Raw genomic sequence first — 20,209 nt, forward strand, 5'->3', positions numbered from 1 at the left:
TCCAGCACGACATGCGCGTTGACGCCGCCGAAGCCGAAGGAGCTCACCCCGGCGCGCAGCGGCAGCGGCGCGCCGGCGGCGTCCACGGGTTCCCACGGGGTCGCGGCGCCGACCGGCTCGAACGGCGTGCCGTCGAGGTCGATCAGCGGGTTGAGCGTGCGCAGGTGGAGGGTCGGCGGCAGGGTCCGGTGCCGCATCGCCAGGACCACCTTGATCACTCCGGCGATGCCGGCGGCGGGCTCCAGGTGGCCGATGTTGCTCTTCACCGTCCCGATGCCGCAGGCGGCGGCCGGGCCGGTGGCGAGCGCGCGGTGGGCCCGGGTCAGGCCGTCGATCTCCACCGGGTCGCCGAGCGGGGTGCCGGTGCCGTGCAGTTCGACGTAGGACACCGTCTCGATCGGCACGCCGGCGTCGCGGTAGGCGTCCACCAGCAGGTCGGCCTGGGCCAGCGGGTTCGGCGCGGTCAGCGAGGACGCGTGTCCGCCGTGGTTGACGGCGCTTCCCCGGATGACTGCGTGCACCCGGTCGCCGTCGGCGAGCGCGCGGGCCAGCGGCTTCAGCACCAGCACGCCCACGCCCTCCCCCTTGACGTAGCCGTCGGCCGCCGCGTCCAGCGCCTTGCACCGGCCGTCCGGCGAGAGCACGCCGAGCTGGTTGCCCGCGACCACGGTCTGCGGCGAGAGCACCAGGCTCACCCCGCCGGCGATGGCCAGGTCGCTCTCCCCGGACCGCAGGGCGCGGACGGCGCGGTGCAGCGCCACCAGCGAGCTGGAGCAGGCGGTGTCGATGCTCTCGCTCGGGCCGCGCAGGTCCAGCAGGTACGAGATGCGGTTGGCCAGCATCGTCCGCGCCAGCCCGGTGCCGGCGTGGGCGTTGACCTGCCCGCCGCCCATCACCATCGCCTCGTAGTCGTTGAACTGCACGCCCGCGAAGACGCACACCCGGCGCCCGGCGAGCCGGTCCGCCCGGCAGCCGGCGTCCTCCAGCGCCGCCCAGGTGTGTTCCAGGAACAGCCGGTGCTGGGGGTCGATCACCTCGGCCTCGGCCGGCGAGATCTTGAAGAACCGCGCGTCGAAGCGGTCGACGTCGTCGAGGAAGCCGCCCCACCGGGCGGTGCCGCCGAAGCGCCGGGACACCTCCCGCCAGTCCCAGCGGTCGGCGGGGGTCTCGGTCACGAGGTCCCGTCCGTCCGCGAGGTGGTGCCAGAACCCGTCCAGGTCGGCCGAGCCCGGGAACCGCCCGGCCATGCCGATGACGGCGATCGCGTCGTCCTCGGCCGGTGCCGCCTCCCGCACCGCGGAGGCGACGGCCTCCGGGCGCGGTGCCGCGGCGGCCGGGACCGCTGCGGGTGCGGCGGGCGCCGCGGGCGCGACCGGTGCGGCGGGCGCCACGGGCGCGGCGGGCCGGCCCAGTCCCGGGTACTCCTCGGCGAGGTGCCGGGCGAGCTTGCCGATGGTGTTCGCACCGAACAGCGTCGTGGTCGGAACCGACACGCCGTAGCGCTCCTCGATCGCGGCGGACAGCGACTGGAGACCGAAGGAGTCCAGCCCGTACTCGCCGAAACCGGCCTGCGGGTCGAGCGCCGCCGGCGCCAGGCCCAGGTTCTCCGCGATCATCTCCCGGAGCCGGACCGCCAGTTCACCCGCGGCGTCGACCCCCACCGACCGGACCACCGGTACGGCGGCCGGCACCACGGCCGGCTCGACGACCGGCACCACGGTCGGCGCCGCGACCGGCTCGGCCGGGCGCAGGACCTCGCGGGTCCGCATCGACGCGACCTGCTCGCGCATCCGCTCCGGCTCCCCCGGCAGCACGGCCACCTGGGGCCGGCCCAGGCGCAGCACCACGTCGAGCAGCCGCTCGCCCTCCTCGGCCTCCAGGTAGCGGAAGCCGGTGGCGGCGAGGTAGCGGCTCTCGTCCTCCGGGTCCACGTGCATGCCGCCGTCGCGCCACATCGGCCAGTCGATCGAGACGGTGCGCCCGCTGCGGCCGCCCGCCGTGCGCAGCGCCTCGCGCTCCTCGGCGAAGCCGTCCAGGAAGCGGGCGCCCACCGCGTAGTCGACCAGGCCGTAGTCACCGAGCTGGCCCGCGAGCGAGGAGTACAGCACGAAGAGGTCCAGCGGCTCGCCCGCGGTCACCTCGTCGAGCACCCTGGTGCCCTCGAAGCGCGCCCGCAGGTGCGTGCGGAACTCCGCGACGTCCTTGCCGGGCAGCGGCGTGCGGGAGGCGGTGGCGGCCAGGTGGAAGACGCCGTTCAGCCCGCCCCACTGCTCCCTGACGGCGGCGACGACCGCCGCCATGGCGGCCCGGTCCTCGACCGCGGCCCGGAAGTACCGCACCTCGCCGAGCGTGCGCAGCTCGGCGAGCTCCGCGGCCCGGTCCGCCTCCGGCGACCGGCCGGTGAGGGCCACCTTGGCCCCGCGGGCCAGCAGGGTGCGGGCGAGCAGCAGGCCGAGCCCGCCGGTGCCGCCGGTGACCAGGTGGACGCCGCCCGGGCGCAGCGGGGACGGCTGCGCGGGCCGCGGGGCGATCTCGGTCAGCAGCCGGACCGCCCGGCCGGTCTCCGAGAGGCGGACGGCGGCTCCGGAGAGGCGCTCGGCCGCGACCTCGGCGAGCAGCGCGGCCTGGCCGACCCGGCCGGCCACCCGCACCACGCAGACGGCCATGCCGGGCAGGGCGGCCCGCAGCGAGGCCTCGAAGCCGCCCCACGCCTCCGCCATGGCGCCCTCGGGCACCAGGACCTGGAGCCGCGCCGGGGCCCGGGAGGCCATCAGCGCGCGGGCGAGCAGGAACACCGACTCGGTGCCGAGGTCCGCGCGGTCCGGGGTGAGCAGCGGCCACTGGTGCACGATGCGGTCGGCCGGGACGGCCAGCAGCCGGGCGTAGTCCTCGGGCTCGGCGGGGCGGATCGTGACGGTGTCGCCGTCCTCGGCATACCTGGTGCCGGCCCGGACGTGCACGGCGCCGGGGACCGGCAGGTCACCGAAGACCAGCACCCGGTCGGTGCGCGGCACGGCCGGCGGCACGGGCTCGGCCGCCCACTCCGCCGCGAACAGGCTGACCGGCGCGGCCGGTTCGGCCACCGGCGCCGGGGCGCCGTCGGTGAACCAGTGCCGCTCGGCGGCGAAGGGGTAGCCGGGCAGGGAGCGCAGCGCCGGTGCCCCGGTCCGCCGGGCGGCCCAGTCGACGGTCGCGCCGCGCACCCAGGCGGCGGCCGCCGCCTCGTCGTCACCGTGGCCGTCGAAGGGCTCGGGGTCGGTGCCCCGCTCGACGCGGCCGAGGTGCAGGCCCGCGGTGTCCCCGGCGAGGAACCGCCGCAGGGTGGCGAGCGCGTGGTCGGCCGAACCGGTGACGAACGCCAGGCGTTCGGCGTGCAGGGCGCGGCCGCTCTGCAGGGTGTGCGCGGTCGCGGCGAGGTCCGGCGTCCAGCTCTCCGGCCTGTCCAGGAACGCCTGCGCGTGGGCGCGCAGCCGCTCCCCGTCGCGCGCGGAGAAGGTGAGGACGACCGGGGCGGTGGTCGCGGCCGGCTCGTCGTCGGCGCGGTACTCCTCCAGGACGACGTGGGCGTTGACCCCGCCGTAGCCGAACGAGCTCACGCCCGCGCGGCGCGGCACGTCGGGGGCCGACGGCAGCCAGTCGCGGCCGGCCGCGGCGACCTCGAACGGGGTCCCGGCGAGCGCCAGGTGGGGGTTGGGCCGCGGCCCGTGCGGGTCGCCGGTGATCCGGCCGTGCCGCATCGACAGCAGCACCCGCAGGACGGCGGCGATGCCGGCGGCCGGTTCGAGGTGCCCGATGGTGTTCTTGAGCGCGCCGAGGGCGCAGTGCGGCGCCGAGGGCGCCGGGTGGCCCCAGTCGCGGTAGAGCTCCGCGAAGGCCTGGCGCAGTCCGTTGGTCTCGGCGGGGTCGCCGATGACCGTCCCGGTGCCGTGCGTCTCGATGTAGCCGACGGTCGCCGGATCGACGCGGGCGGCGCGGTGCGCCTTGACGATGACCTCGGCCTGGGCGCGCGGGTTGGGCGCCGTCAGCGAGTTGGACCGCCCGCCGTGGTTGACGGCGGTGCCGCGCAGCACCGCGAGGACGGGGTTGCCGTCGGCGCGGGCCCGGCTGAGCCGCTTGAGCACGACGGCTCCGACGCCCTCGCCGCGCACGTAGCCGGCGGCGTCGTCGTCGAAGGCCCGGCCGACGCCGTCCGGGCTGAGCATCCCGGCCCGTTCGAGGGAGGCGAAGGTCACCGGCGACAGCATCAGGCTGACGCCGCCCGCGATGACGGTGTCGCAGTGCCCGAGGTACAGGGCCTCGGCCGCGCGGTGCAGGGCGACCAGCGAGCTGGAGCAGGCGGTGTCCACGGGCTCGCTGGGGCCGCGCAGGTCTAGGTGGTAGGAGACCCGGTTGGCCAGCATGGACGGGGTCAGGCCGGTCGACGCGTAGGCGTCGGTGGCGGTGCCGGAGCGCTGGACCAGCTCGGCGTACTCGGAGGAACCGACGCCGACGAACAGGCCGGTGTCGGTGCCGGCGAGGGAGGTCGGGTCGATGCCGGCGTCCTCCAGGGCCGTCCACACGGTGCGCAGCAGCAGGCGCTGGCGGGGGTCCATCCAACGGGCCTCGCGCGGGGAGATGCCGAAGAACAGCGGGTCGAACCGGTCGATGTCCGGCATGAAGCCGGCCCGGGTGATCCGGGTCCGGTCGGGGTGCAGCGCCGGGTCGCCGTGGTGGGCGCGGGCGTCCCAGCGGTCCTCGGGCACCTTCTCGAAGAGGTCGCCGCCGCGCTGCAGGTTGGCCCAGAAGGCGTCCAGGTCGGCGGACCCGGGCAGGGTCCCGGCCATGCCCACGATCACCACCGGGTCGTCCTCGGCCGGGGTGACCGCGACCGGCGCCTCGACCGCGACGGCCGGGGCGGCCGGGGCGGCCGGGGCCTCCGCCGGGGCGGGCCGGTCCGCCTCGGGGAGGGCGTCCGGGTACTCGCGCGCCAGCCAGGCGGCGAGTTCCTTCGGGGTGGGGGTGGCCAGCAACTGGTCCGGGCCGACCGGCACCGCGAAGGCCTCGGAGACCTCGCCGGCCAGCCGGACCAGGCTCAGCGAGTCCAGGCCGTGGTCGTGGAAGGAGCCGGCCGGGTCGAGGTCGGCCACCGGGTAGCCGCTGACGTCGCCCAGCAGGCGCAGCACCGCGGCCAGCACACGGGTGCCGTCCGCCACGGCCGTCCGGGCGGTCGGAGCGGCGGAGGCCGGGGCGGCGGGGGCGGTCGGGGCGACCGCGTCGATCCAGCAGCGGGTCCGCGCGAACGGGTACCCCGGCAGCGACAGCGGCCGGACCGCGCCCTGGTGGGCGCCCGCCCAGTCGAACGCCTCGCCGGCGGCCCAGCGGCGCGCGGTGTCCTCGGCGTCGGCGGACGGCACGGTGGCGGGGCCGGGCTCCGCGGTCGCGACGCCGGTGTACCCGCCCGGGCGCCCGGCGAGGAAGCCCGCCAGCGCGTCCGCGAACGCCTCCGCCGAGGAGGCGACGACGGCGAGGCGGTGCGCCTGGGCCTCCCGCCCGACCTGGAGGGTGTACGCCAGCCGGCCGAGGTCGACCCCGGCTCCGGCGCCGGCCGACCGGGTGGCCAGCTCGCGCAGCGTCGTCCCGCCGTGCACGGCCCCCGGGCGCACCGCGTCGGTGCGACCGATCAGCCGCACGATGGTGGCCGGGTCGAGGCCGAGCTCGTCGAGCGGCTCGTCCACCGCCGTGACGGGCACGCCCGCCGCGGCCGCGAGGTCCGCCACGTCGACGGCCGGGCGCGCGGCGCGCAGCCAGGCCAGCGTCCGCTCGGCGACCCGGCGCAGACCCTCCTCGTCCCGGGCCGAGAGCGGGAGGACGGCCGGGCCCGCCGGGGCGGCGACCGGTGCGTCCTGCCGGTACTCCTCCACCACGAGGTGGGCGTTGGAGCCGCCCGCGCCGAAGGCGCTGACGCCCGCGCGCAGCGGCCCGGGGCCGGTCCACGGCGCGAGGTCGCGCTGGACCCGGAACGGCACCCGGTTCCAGTCGACGGCCGGGTTGAGCCGGTCCGCGTGCAGGGAGGGCGCCAGTTCACGGGCCCTCAGCTGCAGCAGGACCTTGGTGAGCGCGGCGATGCCCGCCGCCGACTCCAGGTGCCCGAGGTTGGACTTCACCGAACCGAGGGCGATCGAGCCGGCCGGCAGGTCGCCGAAGGCGCGGACCAGCCCGGCCACTTCGGCCGGGTCGCCGAGCGCCGTCCCGGTACCGTGCGCCTCCACGTACGAGACGCTGCCCGGTTCGACGCCGGCCTCGCGCAGCGTCTCGGCGACGACCTCGGCCTGGGCGGCGGGGCTGGGCACGGCGAACCCGCCGGTCTTGCCGCCGTGGTTGAGGGCGCTGGCCAGGATGACGCCGAGGATCCGGTCGCCGTCGCGCTCCGCCGCGGCCAGCGGCTTGAGCAGGACGGCGCCGACGCCCTCGCCGGGCACCATGCCGTCGCCGTCGGCCGCGAAGCTGCGGCACCGTCCGCTGTCGCCGGTGAAGCCGCCTACCGCGAGCTGGCGGTACTTGCGCGGGTGCGGGGCGAGGTTGACGCCGCCGGCGAGCGCGTAGTCCGCCCGGCCGGCCACCAGGGCCTCGCAGGCGAGGTGGATGGCGGTCAGCGAGGAGGAACACATGGTGTCGACGGCCAGGCTGGGGCCGTGCAGGTCGAGGACGTAGGAGACCCGGTTGGCGATGGAGGAGTACCCCATGCCGCCCGCGAGGCCGCGCTCGTCCTCGAACAGCTGGTAGTGGCCGTACATGACGCCCACGTAGACGCCCACCCGGCTGCCGCGCAGCCGGGTGCGCGGGTAGCCGGCGTCCTCCAGGGCGTGCCAGGAGGTCTGCAGGAACAGCCGCTCCTGCGGGTCGGTCAGCTCGGCCTCGCGCAGCGACATCTGGAAGAAGCGCGGGTCGAACTCGTCGATGCCGTCGAGGAATCCGCCCCAGCGGCTGACCGGCCGGCCGTCGGCCGAGGTCAGCGTGCGGTGGTCCCAGCGCTCCGACGGCACCTCGCGCACGCAGTCGCGGCCGGCCCGCAGGTTCTCCCAGTACGCCTCGGTGTCGTCGGCGAGCGGGTAGCGGCCCGCGACGCCGATGATCGCGATGCGGTGGTCCGCCTCCGGGCGCGGCGCGGCCTGCGGCCGGGACGCCGCCACCACGGCGGGGGCGGCGGCAGGGGCGGGCTGCTCGGGGAGCAGCGCGCGGACGGCGGCGGGGTGGCGCTCCACCAGGTAGTCGGCGACCTCGCGGATCGTCGGGTACTCGAACAGCAGGGTCGCGGGCAGTTCGCCGGTCCGCTCGGCCAGCAGGTCCGCGATCCGGGGCACGGTCAGCGAGTCGACGCCGAAGTTCTCGTAGGTCTCGTCGAGCCAGAGCCGCTCGCGCGGGACCTGGAGGATCTCGACGAAGGCGTCCTTGACGTACTCCCGGGCCGCCTCGGTCAGCGCGTCGGCGTCCCCGTCGGCCGGGGTGCCCGGGCCGGCGGTCGCGGTCACGGGGGCCGGGGCGGCGGTGACCGCCGGCGCGGTGGCCCGCGGCGCACCCTCCGCCGCCGTCTCGGCGACGACCACGTGCTGGCTCAGCCCCTCGTCGGCGGGCAGGGCCCGGCTGCGGGCGAAGCCGGCCAGCGCGAGGGCCCGGCGCCAGCCGGGGGCGGAGAGCAACGGCGAGCCGGGCAGCCGCAGTTCGGCGTCCTGGTGGAGCCACCAGCCGTCCAGCAGCCCGAAGGTGAGGGTCGCGGTCATGACGTTGCTGCTGGCCTCGTTGAGCACCAGGCGGCCGCCCGGCCTGAGCAGCAGGTTGACGGCGCGCAGGGTGGCGAGCAGGTCGGTCGTGGCGTGCAGCACGTTGGCGGCGACGACCAGGTCGACGCTGCCGGGCTGGAAGCCCTGCGCGACCGGGTCGCGCGAGATGTCGAGCTGCTCGAAGCGGACGTACGGGTGCTCGGCGGCGAACCGCTGCCGGCCGTGCTGCAGGAAGGCCCGGGAGATGTCGGTGTAGACGTAGCTCACGTCGACGCCGGAGGCGGACAGCGCGGGCAGGACGCTGGCGGTGGTGCCGCCGGTGCCCGCCCCGATCTCGACGACCGTCAGCCGGCCGCGGTGCCCGTCCAACTGGTCGCGGACGGCCCCGACCACGAGCTCGTTGGCCCGGTCGACGACCGGGCTGCCCCGGTAGGCGCCCTCGACGAGCGCGGTCGAGCCGCCCGGGAACATCACGTCGGTCGCGCGGACGGTGCCGCGCATGACGCCGAAGAGGTTGTGCATGCAGGGCCTGAGCAGCCGGTCGAAGCGGTTCAGCGCCGTCTTCTGCTCGCACAGCTCGACCAGGTCGCCCTCCGGGTCGGCGCCCACCGGGCGCCCGGTGGGGGCGAGCCGCCCGCCACTGTCGCGCAGGAAGCCGGCCTCGGTGAGCTGGCGCAGGAGCTCGGCGAAGAGCCGGCCGTGCGCGGGTACGACGCCCAGCCGCTCGGTGAGCGCCTCGGGGGTCCACCGCTCGGCCTCGGTCAGGAAGACGCCCTCCTGGCGGAACAGGGTCCACAGCCAGCCGAGCATGATCTCGTCCAGGCGGGCGTCGTCGTCCTCGGTGAGCAACCGCTCGACCGGCCGGAGCGCCGCGAGGGACGGCACCAGCGACACGTCGTCGGCCGGGGTGCCGGGCGCGGCGGTCTCCTGCTCGACGCCGACCGCGGCCAGCGCGGAGGCGTCGGCCTTGACGACGACGACCTGTCGGTCCGGGCGTCCCAGCACGCTGTGCACGGCCGCCATCCCTTCCTCCGGGGTGATCGAGTGGATGCCGGTGGCCGCCAGGCGGGCCCGGTGGCGCTCGTCCGCGACGATGCCGACCGTCCCCCAGTAGCCCCAGTTGATGACTGCGACGCTGGCCCGCAGCACCCCGTCGAGGTGGTGGGCGAAGGCGTCCTCGAAGGTCGAGCCGGCCGCGTAGTTCCCCTGCCCGGCGCTGCCGGAGAGCGCCACCGCCGAGGAGAAGAAGAGGACGAAGTCCAGGTCGGACGCGTCGGCGAGCGCCGCGTGCAGGGCGACCGAGGTGCGGGTCTTGGCGGCGAGGACGTCCTGGAAGGTGTCCTCCGTCATGGTGGCGACGGTCTGGTCGCGCAGCACGATGGTCGCGTGGAAGACGCCGTGCAGGGCGCCGTGCCGGGCGCGGGTGCGGGCGACCGCCTCGCGCAGGGCCCGCGGGTCCGTCGCGTCGGCCCGCTCGTAGGAGACCAGCTCGCCGCCGGGGTCGATGGCGCGCAGCCGGGCGCGGCGCCCGGCGTCCAGCTCGCTGCGGCCGAGCAGCACGACCTTCGCCCGGTGGCGCCGGACGAGCCAGTCGGCCAGTTCGAGTCCGATGCCCCCGGCGCCGCCGAGGACCAGGTAGACGCCGTCGCGGCGGATCCGCTCCTGCGGGGGCGTGGGCGCGGCGGCGACGAGCCGGCGGCGGTGGAACACGCCGCCGCGCAGCGCGTACGGGCCGCCGGCCGGCACCCGGAGCAGGTCGGCGGTCGGCGCGTCGGCGGACGACCGGTCGACGACGGCCACTCGCCAGCGCGGGTGCTCCTGGGCCAGTGACAGGGCGAGCCCGTGCAGGCTCGCCGCGTACGGGTCGCGGACCGGCTCGTCGCCCGTGGTGAGCGCGTCCTCGGTGACGACGGTGATCCGGATCGGGGAGCCGAGCCGCTGCAGCACCTTGGCGAGCCGGAAGAGCGTCAGGACACCCCGGTCCTGGGCGGTTTCGAGCGCCTCGACGTCGTCGGTGCGCCCGCCCGCGGGGGCGAGCAGGACGACGTGGTCGGGCCGGCCGCCGGCGTCCCGGACCTGCCTCGGGTCCAGCTCGGTGACCGTACCGGCCAGGCCCGCCCGCAGGGCCGCGGCGAGCGCGGCGTGCTCCGGGCCGCGGACCAGCCAGGTGGTGCCCCCGGCGGGGGCCTGGCCCGGCTCGGCCACCGGTGCCCAGCGCGGGACGAACATCAGCTCGTCGGGCGACACCGGTGCGGCGTCCGGCGCGGGCACCGGGGCGGCCTGCGGCGCGGGCGCCTGCGGGGCGGCGGTGGGCGCGGCGCCCCCGGCGGGCCGCAGCGACAGGTCCCGCAGCCGGACCCGGACCTCACCGGTGTCGTCGGTCAGGGTCAGGTCGTAGCGGTCGGCGCCGACGGCCCGCACATGGGCGTACCCGAGCTCCGACACCGGGGCGAACACCTCGGCGGCCGTGAGGGCGAACGGCACCATGGCGGAGCCGGCCGTGCGGTCGCGCAGGACGGCGAACGCGTGCAGCGCGCCGTCCACCACCGAGGGGTGCAGGGCGCAGCCGGCGAACCGGGCGGCCTCCGCGGGGACGCGCAGGCGCACCAGGGCCTCGCCCTCGCCCGACGCGATCCACTCGACGGTCCGCAGGGCGGGGCCGTAGAGCAGCCCGGCGGCCGCGAGGTCGGCGTAGAGGTCCGCGCCCTGGTGGAGCCGGGTCAGCCGGGCCTTCAGGGCCTCGACCGGGACGGCCCTGGGCCGCGGTTCGGCCAGCTGGGCGAGCCGTCCTTCGGCGAGCAACTCGTCGGCGTCGCCGAGGAGTTCGAACTCCAGGCCGACGCGTCCGCGGCGCAGCCGCAGACGGGCCGTGCGCTCGGCGCCGGCCACCGTGAACGGCCGCAGCCACCGGACGCCGTCGAGCCGGACGGGCTGCGCGAGGCCGGCCGCCTCGGCGGCCGCGCGGGCCATCTCCAGGATGGCCGCGGCGGGCAGCAGCCGGATCTCGCCGACGCGGTGCCCGTCGATGAGCGGGTGCTCGGGGCCGAAGACGGCCCGGTGGGTCAGACCGTCGAGGCTGTCGGCCGGGTCGACCCCGTCCAGCAGCGGGTGGACGGGGCCCGACACCGCCGTGCGGGCGGGCGGCGACCAGATGGTGTCGGTCAGCCAGCAGCGCAGCTCCTCGAACGGGTAGCCGGGCAACGGCACGCGCCGCCCGCTGCCCCGGGGCCAGGTGATCCTGGCGCCGGCGACCCAGGCCGCGGCGAGCTCGGCGGGGTCGTCGCCGGCGGGCGCCGCGGCCCGGGCCGAAGCCCGGCCGCGCGCGCTGCCGTTCCAGACGCCGGACAGCGCGTCCCCGCGCAGCCCGGCCACCAGTTCCTCGGCGGTGGCGGCGAGCACGACCATCCGGTCCGCCCACTCCTCGCGCCCGGCCTGCAGGGTGAACGCCACGTCCGCGAGGTCGTACCGCCCCCGCTCCACGGCGTCCGCGAGCTGCGCGGCCAGCACGGGCAGGCGCTCCGGCGCCCGGGCCGACAGCGGGAACAGCCAGGGGCCGGCCTGGCCGGCCGACGGCCGCGCGGCCGACGGGTCGGCGACGTACTCCTCGACGACCAGGTGGGCGTTGGCACCGCCCGCGCCGAAGGAGCTGATGCCCGCCCGGCGGGGCCGGCCGTCCTGCCGGGGCCAGGGGGCGAGCTCGCGCTGCACCCGCAGCGGGGTCGAGTCGAAGTCGATGTTCGGGTTCGGCGGGTCCGCGTGGAGCGAGGGCACCAGCTCGCCGTGCTGCATCTGCAGCAGCACCTTGCTGAGTCCGGCCATGCCGGAGGCGGACTCCAGGTGCCCGATGTTGGACTTGACCGAGCCGATCGGCAGGCTGCCCGGCGCCCGGTCGGAGCCGCCCAGGGCCAGGGCGAGGCCGCGGATCTCCACCGGGTCGCCGAGCGCGGTGCCGGTGCCGTGGGCCTCCAGGTAGCCGAGCGAGTCGGGGTCCACCCCGGCCTCGGCCAGCGCCTGGCTGACCAGCCCGCCCTGCATGACCGGATTGGGCACGGTGAAGCCGTTGGTCCGGCCGCCGTGGTTGACGCTGGAGCCCAGGATGACGCCGTGGATGTGGTCGCCGTCCCGGACGGCGTCAGCGAGCGGGCGCAGCAGCACGGCGCCCACGCCCTCACCGGGCACGTAGCCGTCGCCGTCCGCGCCGAAGCTGCGGCACCGACCGTCGCTCGAGGTGAAGCCGCCCTGGCCGAGGAAGCGGTACTTGTACGGGTGCACGTGGAGGTTGACGCCGCCCGCGACGGCGAACTCGGTGTCACCGGCTCGCAGGTCCCGCACCGCCAGGTGGATGGCCGTCAGCGAGGACGAGCACATGGTGTCCACGCCGAGGCTCGGGCCGGTCAGGCCCAGGGTGTACGAGACGCGGTTGGCGATCGACGCGTGCGAGGAGGCGCCGATCCGGCCGTCCTCGGCCTCGTGCAGCTGGTACAGCCCGTACATCGCGCCGACGTAGACACCGACGCGGCGGGAGCGCAGGTCCTCGCGGGTGCGGCCGGCGTTCTCCATGGCGTGCCAGGCGGCCTGGAGGAACAGCCGGTCCTGGGGGTCGATGATCTCGGCCTCGCGGGGCGAGATGCCGAAGAACAGCGGGTCGAAGCGGTCGATGCCGCGCAGGAAGCTGCCCCAGCGGCTGTACCGGGCAGCCTGGTCGGCGGGGGTGGCCTGGTCGTAGTCGCGCCAGTCCCAGCGGTCCGCGGGGATCTCGGTGACGAGGTCCCGGCCCGCCCGCAGGTTGGCCCAGAACTCCTCCGGGGTGTCCGACTCGGCGAACCGCGCGGCCACGCCCACGATGGCGATGGGCATCGGGCCGGCGGGGGCGGCCGGCGCGGACGCGGCGGCGACGGGGGCGGGGGCGGGGGCGGGGGCGGCCTCGACCACCGGCACGGCCTCGGGCACCGGGGCGGCCTCCGGCGCGGGCGCCGCCGCCCGCGGGGCGAACCGGTCGCCGTACTGCCCGGCGAACCAGCCCGCGAGCGCCCGCAGGTTCTGGTACTCGAAGAACAGGGTCTTCGGCAGCGACCCGAAGTGGTCCTCCAGCCGCCGGGTCAGATCCATGATCAGCAGCGAGTCGATACCGAACTGCTCGAACGCGGTGTCCGCGTCGATCTCCTCCGGCGGGAAGTCGAACACCTCGGCCAGCACGCCGCGCAGGAACTCCTCGACGGCGCCGGTCACCTCCGGCGACCGCCCGTCCGGCGCGGACGCGGCGGACTCGGCGGACGCGGCGGAGGCCGCGGGCGCCGCCACCGACGGCAGGGCCGGGGCCGGTGCGTCGAGGACCTCCCGCAGCCGCGCCAAATGGCCGTGCGCGACCATCACGTGGTCCCCGTCGTGGCCCAGCGCGCGGTCGAACGCCTCCAGCGCCGCGGCGGTCGGCATCGCCACCAGCCCGACCTGACGGGCCATCCGGGCCGCGGTGGCCTCGTCGGCGTCGACGCGGATCCCGCCGTCCGCCCAGAGCGACCAGAGCACGGAGAGGCTGCGCCCGGGCCGGTCGCTCGCCCGGCGCCAGGCCGCGAAGGCGTCCAGGAAGCGGTTGGCGTAGGCGTAGTCGGTCTGTCCGGGGCTGCCGGCGGCGCCGGACATCGAGGAGAAGCAGACGAAGAACTCCAGCGGGTCGCCCGCGGTGGCCCGGTCGAGTTCGAGGGTGCCCGCGACCTTGGGCCCGAGCACGTCCGCGAACTGCTCGTCGGACTTGCGCGCCAGCAGCGCGTCCCGGGTGGTCCCGGCGAGGTGCAGCACTCCGTGGATCGGGCCGAAGTCCGCGTGCACCCGCCCGACGAGCTCCGCGGCCGCACCGGGAGCGCCCAGGTCGGCCCGCAGGTAGTGGACGTCGAGCCCGGCGGCGCGCAGAGCGGAGAGGTCGGCCTCCGCCGAACGGCCGGTCAGCACGTAGCGGGCGCCCGCGCCCAGGTGGGCGATGAGGTGGCGGCCCAGGGCGCCCGCGCCACCGGTCACCAGCACGGTGCCGCGCGGGGCGATCGGGGCGGCGGCCGGGGCGACCGGCTCCCAGCGGAGCACCTGTCGGCGCCCGGCGGTGTACCGGACGCGGAACTCGTGCGCGGCACCGGCCTCGGCCGCGACGGCGGCGGCGAGGTCGTCCGCCTCGACGGCCGCGACCCGGAACTCCGGGTGCTCGTTGGCGAGCGCGCGGGCGAAGCCGTCCAGGGCGTGCACCCGCGCGTCGTCGGCGCCGCCGGTCGGCCGCAGGACCTGGAGCACCCGGACCGGGCGCCCGGTCGGCCGCGCCGCCCAGGAGCGGAACAGCCGCAGCAGTCCGGGCAGCGGGTCGCCGTCGGTGGTGCGGACGACGAGCAGGTCCTCGTCGCCCGCCAGGACGGCGTCCTCGGTGGTCCGCTCGGCGCCGGGCAGCTCGCCCTCGCCGAGCAGCCGCACCCGGGTCGGCCGGGCGGCGTCCGCTCCGGCGGGGGCGTCCTGCCACCGCTGGACGAGCAGGTGGGCGGCGGCCGGGCCGTCCGGCGCGGCGGCGCCGTCCAGGGCCCGGGTGACCACGGCGCGCAGCCGCACGGACACCCGGCCGTCGTCGTCGGCGAGCACCACGTCGTGGCCGGCCGGGGTCGCCACGGCGTGCACGTGGCCCCGCTCGGGCAGCGGCCCGAAGATGTCGACGCCGTCCAGGGCGAAGGGCAGCTCGCGCGCCCGGGGGGCCGACGGGTCCTGGTCGGTCCACAGGCAGGCCTGGAGCATGGCGTCGAGCAGCGACGGGTGCAGGGTGAAGCGGTCGAACGGCTCGTCGGCGGCCGCCGGGACGGCCACCCGGGCCAGCGCCTCGCCCGGGGTGTGCCGCACCGACTCCAGGCCCTGGAGGCTCGGCCCGTAGCCGCCGCCGAGCGCGGCGAACACCGCGTAGCAGTCCTCGGCCGTGGACGTCCTGGGCAGGCGGGCGCGGATGACCTCCAGGTCGATCCGGGGCGCCGGCGCGGCCTCGTCGAAGCGCAGGGTGCCGGTCGAGCAGAGCACGCCGTCGGCCGTGCCGTCGACCCGCCGCAGCTCGTAGGCGACCCCGCCGTCGGCGGCCGGTTCGAGGTGCAGGCGCACCCGCACCGGCTCGTCCCGGACCAGCACGGGGCGGGCCCAGAGCACGTTCACGATGCCGGTGGCCCGGCCGTGCCCGCGCTCGGCGGCGGCGTCCACCGCGAACTCCAGCGCCGCGACGGCGGGCAGGATCCGGACCGTGCCCAGGGCGTGGTCGCGCAGGTAGAACTCGCCGCCGGTCAGCAGTCGTTCGGGGACGGCCCCGGCCAACGCCGCAGGCGGGTCGATCCAGAAGCCGCGGGTCGCCCGGGGCGGCTGCGGCAGCGAGAGCCGGGCCGGCCGGCGGCCCGCCGGGCGGGGCCACTCCAGCGTCCCGCCCGTGGTCCAGCGCAGGGCCGCCGCGGCCGGGTCGTCGACGGTCACCGGGCCGTCGGCGGCGCCGGGCGCGGCCGTCCCGGTGTGCACGCCCTCGCCGTCCCGCAGCCGGGCGGCCAGCTCGGCGACCCCGGTGACGACCACGGCGAGCCGCTCCCGCAGCTGCTCGCGGCCGGTCCCCAGGGTGTACGCGATCCGGTCCAGGGAGGCAGCCGGGTGGGCGTCCAGCCAGGCCGCCAGCTCGGCCCGGTAGCGGTCGAGCTGCTCGCGGCCGTCGGCCGACAGCACGATCAGCCGAGCGGCTCGGTCCTCGGTGGTGCCACCCATCAACGTTCCCCCGCCTCTTCCATTACCACGTGCACGTTGCTGCCTCCCATGCCGAACGAGCTGACGCCGGCTCGGGCCGGCGCGCCGTCGGGTGTTTCCCACGCCTGCGCCGCGGACTGGATCCGCAGCGGGCTGTCCGCGAAGTCGAGCATCGGGTTGGGCGTCCGAAGGTCCACGAGGCCGGGGAGCGTGCGGTGACGCATCGCCAGCATGACCTTCACGATGCCCGCGACGCCCGCCGCGGCCTCCAGGTGACCGATGTTGGTCTTGACCGATCCGACGCCGGTCCGGCCCGGGGCGACCGGGATCCCCCAGTCCTCGTAGAGGCGGGTGAACGCCTCCTTGAGCGCGTCGACCTCGATCGGGTCGCCGAGCGGAGTCCCGGTGCCGTGCGCCTCGATGTAGCCGACGGTGTCCGGCGAGATCCCGGCGGCGCGGTGCGCGGCCAGCACGACCTCGCGCTGCGCCTGCGGGTTGGGCACCGTCAGCGAGTGGGTGTGCCCGCCGTGGTTCTCCGCCGAGCCGATCAGGACGGCGTGCACCGGGTCCCCGTCCGCGAGCGCGCGGTCGAGCAGCTTGAGCGCCAGCAGGACCACGCCCTCGCCGCGTCCGTAGCCGTCCGCCCGCTCGTCGAAGGTCTTGCAGCGGCCGTCGGGGCTGAGCATCCCGGCGCGGCGCAGCCCGGCGAAGCCGTGCGGCGCCAGCAGCAGGTTCGCCCCGCCGGCCAGGGCCAGTTCGCAGTCGCCGTACTGCAGTGCGCGGGCCGCCCGGTGGATCGCGACCAGCGAGCTGGAGCAGGCGGTGTCGAACACCGCGCTCGGGCCGCTCAGGTCGTAGACGTACGAGATGCGGTTGGCCGCGATGGAGGCGACGTTGCCGATCAGGAAGTGGTCGCCCATCTCCGGGGAGCCGGGGCCGAGCAGGCTGAGGTAGTCCGCGCCGCTGAGCCCGACGAAGACACCGGTGCGGCTGCCGGCCAGCTCGGCGGGCACGTGCCCGGAGTCCAGCAGGGCCTCGTGCGCGGCGTGCAGCAGCAGCCGGTGCTGCGGGTCCATCTGGGCCGCCTCGCGGGGCGAGATGCGGAACAGCGACGGGTCGAACGCGTCCACGTCGTCGACGAAGGAGCCGCGGTAGCTCTCCGGGAACAGCCGGGCGGAGAAGCCGCGCTCCAGCGGGTACGGGCGGGTCAGGTCGCGGCCGGCCGTGAGGTGGCCCCAGAACTCCTCCAGGCTCGCCGAGGACGGCAGCCGGCCGCCGACCCCGATGATCGCGACCGGCGGGTAGCCGACGGCGGCCGCGGGCGCACCGGCGGCCGGGGCCGGCCCGGCGACCGGGGTCGCGGACGCCCGGGCGACCGGGGCGAGCGCCTCGGGGTGGGTCGCGGTCAGGTGGGCCGCCAGCGAGGCGAGGTCCGGGTGGGAGTAGAAGACGGTGGGCCGCACGGCGATGCCGAGCCGCTCCCGCAGGACCACGGCCAGCTGGGTGAAGCCGACGGAGTCGAAGCCCACCTCGCCCAGGGGCCGGTCGACCGGGACCTCCTCGGCGGGCCGCCCCGCGACGCCCGCGGTGGCTTCGCGCAGCCGGGCCAGCAGGTCGCCGGCGGGCGCGGCCTGCCGCGCCGCGGCCGGGGCGGCCGGGGCGGCGGGCGCACCCGGTGCGGTCCGCTCCTGCGGGTGCCCGAACCGGCTCAGCAGTTCGGCCGGCGGGAGGTCCGCCAACGGGCCGACGTCGACCTTCCCGTTGGGGGTCATCGGGAACCGGGTCAGCGCGACCGTCCGGGCCGGGACCATGTACTCGGGCAGCAGCTCGCCGGCCCGTCGGAGGGCCGCGGCCGCGGCGTCGGGGGCGGCGGTCACGAACGCGACCAGCTGCGGGGTGCCCGGCAGGTCCTCGCGCACGACCACCCGGACGTCCCCGGCCTCGAGGTGCCGCCGGACGGCGGACTCGACCTCGCCGAGCTCGATGCGGTGGCCGCGCAGCTTCACCTGCCGGTCGGCCCGGCCGAGCAGCAGCAGCTCCCCGGTGGCCGACCAGCGCGCCAGGTCCCCGGTCCGGTAGAGCCGCTCGCCGGTCGCCGGGTCGCGCGGGAAGCGCTCGGCGGTCAGCTCGGGCCGGTTGCGGTAGCCCCGGGCGACGCCCTCCCCGCCGATCAGCAGCTCCCCGACGGCGCCGAACGGCACCGGGGCGCCGTCCGGACCGGCCACCCGGAAGGTGGTGTTGGCGATCGGGGTGCCGACGGTGACCGGCCGGTTGCGGCGCACCCGCAGCGCGGAGGACCAGATGGTCGTCTCGGTCGGGCCGTACATGTTCCACAACTCGTCGCAGCGGTCGAGCAGTTGGGTGGCGAGTTCGGCGGTCAGCGGCTCCCCGCCGCACAGCAGCCGACGCACCCGTCCGGTCCAGCCGGCGTGCAGCAGCATCTGCCAGGTGGCCGGGGTGGCCTGGACGAGCGTCGCTCCCGAGCCGTCCAGCAGCTCGGCCAGCGCCAGCCCGTCCCGGACGGTGTCCGCGGGCGCGATGCGCACGGTGGCGCCCCGGGTGAGCGGCAGCAGCAGCTCCAGTCCGGCGATGTCGAAGCCGGCGGTGGTGACGGCGAGCAGCACGTCGTCCTCGGTGCAGCCCGGCCGGTCGGCCATCGCGGTCAGCAGGTTGACCAGGTTGCCGTGGGTGACCTCGACGCCCTTGGGCCGTCCGGTCGAACCGGAGGTGTAGAGCACGTAGGCGAGGTCGGCGTCGCGGCGGGCGACCGGTTCGGCCGGCGCCGCGGCGCCCGGGTCGTCGACGGGGATCCGAACGCCCGGGACGTCCGCGGGCAGCCGGTCGGCCAGGCCCGGTTCGAGCAGGACGGCGGCCAGCCCGGCGTCGGAGCCGATGTGGGCGAGCCTGGCGGCCGGGAAGTCCGGGTCCAGCGGGACGTACGCGGCCCCGGCGGCCTGGACGGCGAGCAGCGCGACGATCAGCACGGCGCGACGGTCCGTCAGCACGCCGACCAGGTCGCCCGGCTGCACCCCGCGGGCGCGCAGCACCCCGGTGAGGGCGCGCACCCGGCCCGCGAGCTCGGCGTACGTCAGCGCGCCCTCGGCGTCCACCACGGCGGTGCGCTCCGGGTGCCGTTCGGCACGGGCGAGCACCAGCTGGGCCGTGCTGACGTCGCGCGGCCGCTCGGCGCGGGTGGCGTTGACCCGCTCCAGGGTGCCCCGCTCGTCGGGGGTGCCCAGGTCGAGGTCGGCGACGCGCCGGTTCGGGTCGGCCGTCACGGCTTCGAGCAGCAGCCGGTAGTGCTCGGCCAGCCGCTCGACGGTGGGGCGGTCGAACAGCTCGGTGTCGTACTTGACGTACAGCAGGGCCTCGGTGTCGCGGACGACCACCTCGACGACGAGGTCGTTCTCGCTCTCCTGGGTGAGGTCGAGGGCGTCCCGGAAGACGGTCTGGCCGGCGGCCATGTCCTGGTCCCCGCCGACGCCCTGCTGCAGGTAGAAGCCGATGCCGAACTCCGCGCCGGCGTCCGGGCCGCGGCGCAGGTCGTCGACGACCGAGGCGAACGGGTAGCCGCCGTAGTCCTCGGCCCGGACCATCTCGTCCTGGACGGCGTTCGCCAGCTCGGTGAAGCTCAGCTGCGGGTCGCAGTCCACCCGCAGGACGACCGGGTTGATCAGGTAGCCGACGGTGCGGTCGAAGCGGTACTCGGGGCGGCCGTCGGTCGGCACCATCACGCTGATGTCGCGGTGGCCGGAGTGCCGCTGCAGCAGCGCGGCGAAGGCGCCGAAGACCACGCCGAAGGTGGTCACCCCGGCCGCGCGGGCGGTGCTCCGGACGGCGCTCCAGGTGGCCTCCGGCAGCCGGAGCTGCACCATCGCCCCGCTGGTGTGCGAGGCGGGGCCGACCCGGCGGCGGTCGGCGACCGCCTGGAGCACGGGCGCGGTCGAGGCGCCGCCCAGCCGGTCGAGCCACCAGCGCCGGTACTCCTCGGCCTGCGGGCCGGCCAGCATCTCCCGCTGCCACCGCACGAACTCGGAGTACGGCGTGGCCGGTTCGACCGGCGGCAGCCCGCGGCCGGAGGTCAGCCCGTCGTAGCAGGCGACGATGTCGCGCAGCAGGAGGTGGCTGGAGACGCCGTCGGTGATCAGGTGGTGGAACACGAGCAGCAGCAGGGTCCCGCCGCCGGGCGTGGTGATCAGCCAGGACCGGTGCAGCGGGTCGTGCTCCAGGTCGAACGGCTGCCGGACGAGGGTGTTGACGCGGGCCGTGAACTCGCCGTCGGTCACGTGCCCGAGGTCCAGCCGGGGCACCTCGACCGGGCGGTCGGTGATCACCTGCACCGGGCCGGTGGCGTCCAGCCGGACGGCGATGCGCAGGTCCGGGTTGCGTTCCACCGCGGCGATCAGCGCCTCGGCGAGCCGGTCCGGGTCGACCTGCTCGCCGAGCCAGAGGCCGAGCGGGAGGTTGTAGGAGGTGGCGTCCGGCCGGCCCTCGTGGATGGCCCACAGCGCGGCCTGGCCGCGGGTGAGCGGATAGGGGTTCGGGTCGTACGCCGTCGGCGCGGGGGCCGCGGCCGGGGCCGGTACGGGCGCCGTCGCGGCGGCCGGGGCGGCGGCGGCCGGGGCAGCGGCCGGGGCGGCGGCGGCCGGGGCGGCCTCGACCAGGCTGCGCAGCAGCGGCCCCGCCACGTCCTCCGACACCTCGCCGGCGGCGATCGCCGC

Annotated in this window: 2 protein-coding genes (both only partly in view); both read right to left on the reverse strand. The window is 76.9% G+C overall.

Annotation, left to right across the window (positions count from 1 at the left end):
- On the reverse strand, positions 1–15,509 hold the 5' portion of the coding sequence (locus ACZ52J_RS33195; protein ID WP_465624029.1) for an SDR family NAD(P)-dependent oxidoreductase. 3,925 nt of this gene lie to the left of the window's left edge; the window shows 15,509 of its 19,434 coding nt (coding positions 1–15,509); the start codon lies at positions 15,507–15,509; its stop codon lies beyond the left edge, outside the window.
- Positions 15,509–20,209, reverse strand: partial view of an amino acid adenylation domain-containing protein gene (locus ACZ52J_RS33200; RefSeq protein WP_465624031.1) — the 3' portion only. The gene runs 27 nt beyond the window's last position; the window shows 4,701 of its 4,728 coding nt (coding positions 28–4,728); the start codon falls outside the window, past its right edge; its stop codon occupies positions 15,509–15,511. Before ACZ52J_RS33200 ends, ACZ52J_RS33195 begins: the two co-directional genes overlap by 1 nt.

This window comes from Kitasatospora sp. NPDC034035 (genome assembly GCF_055575755.1).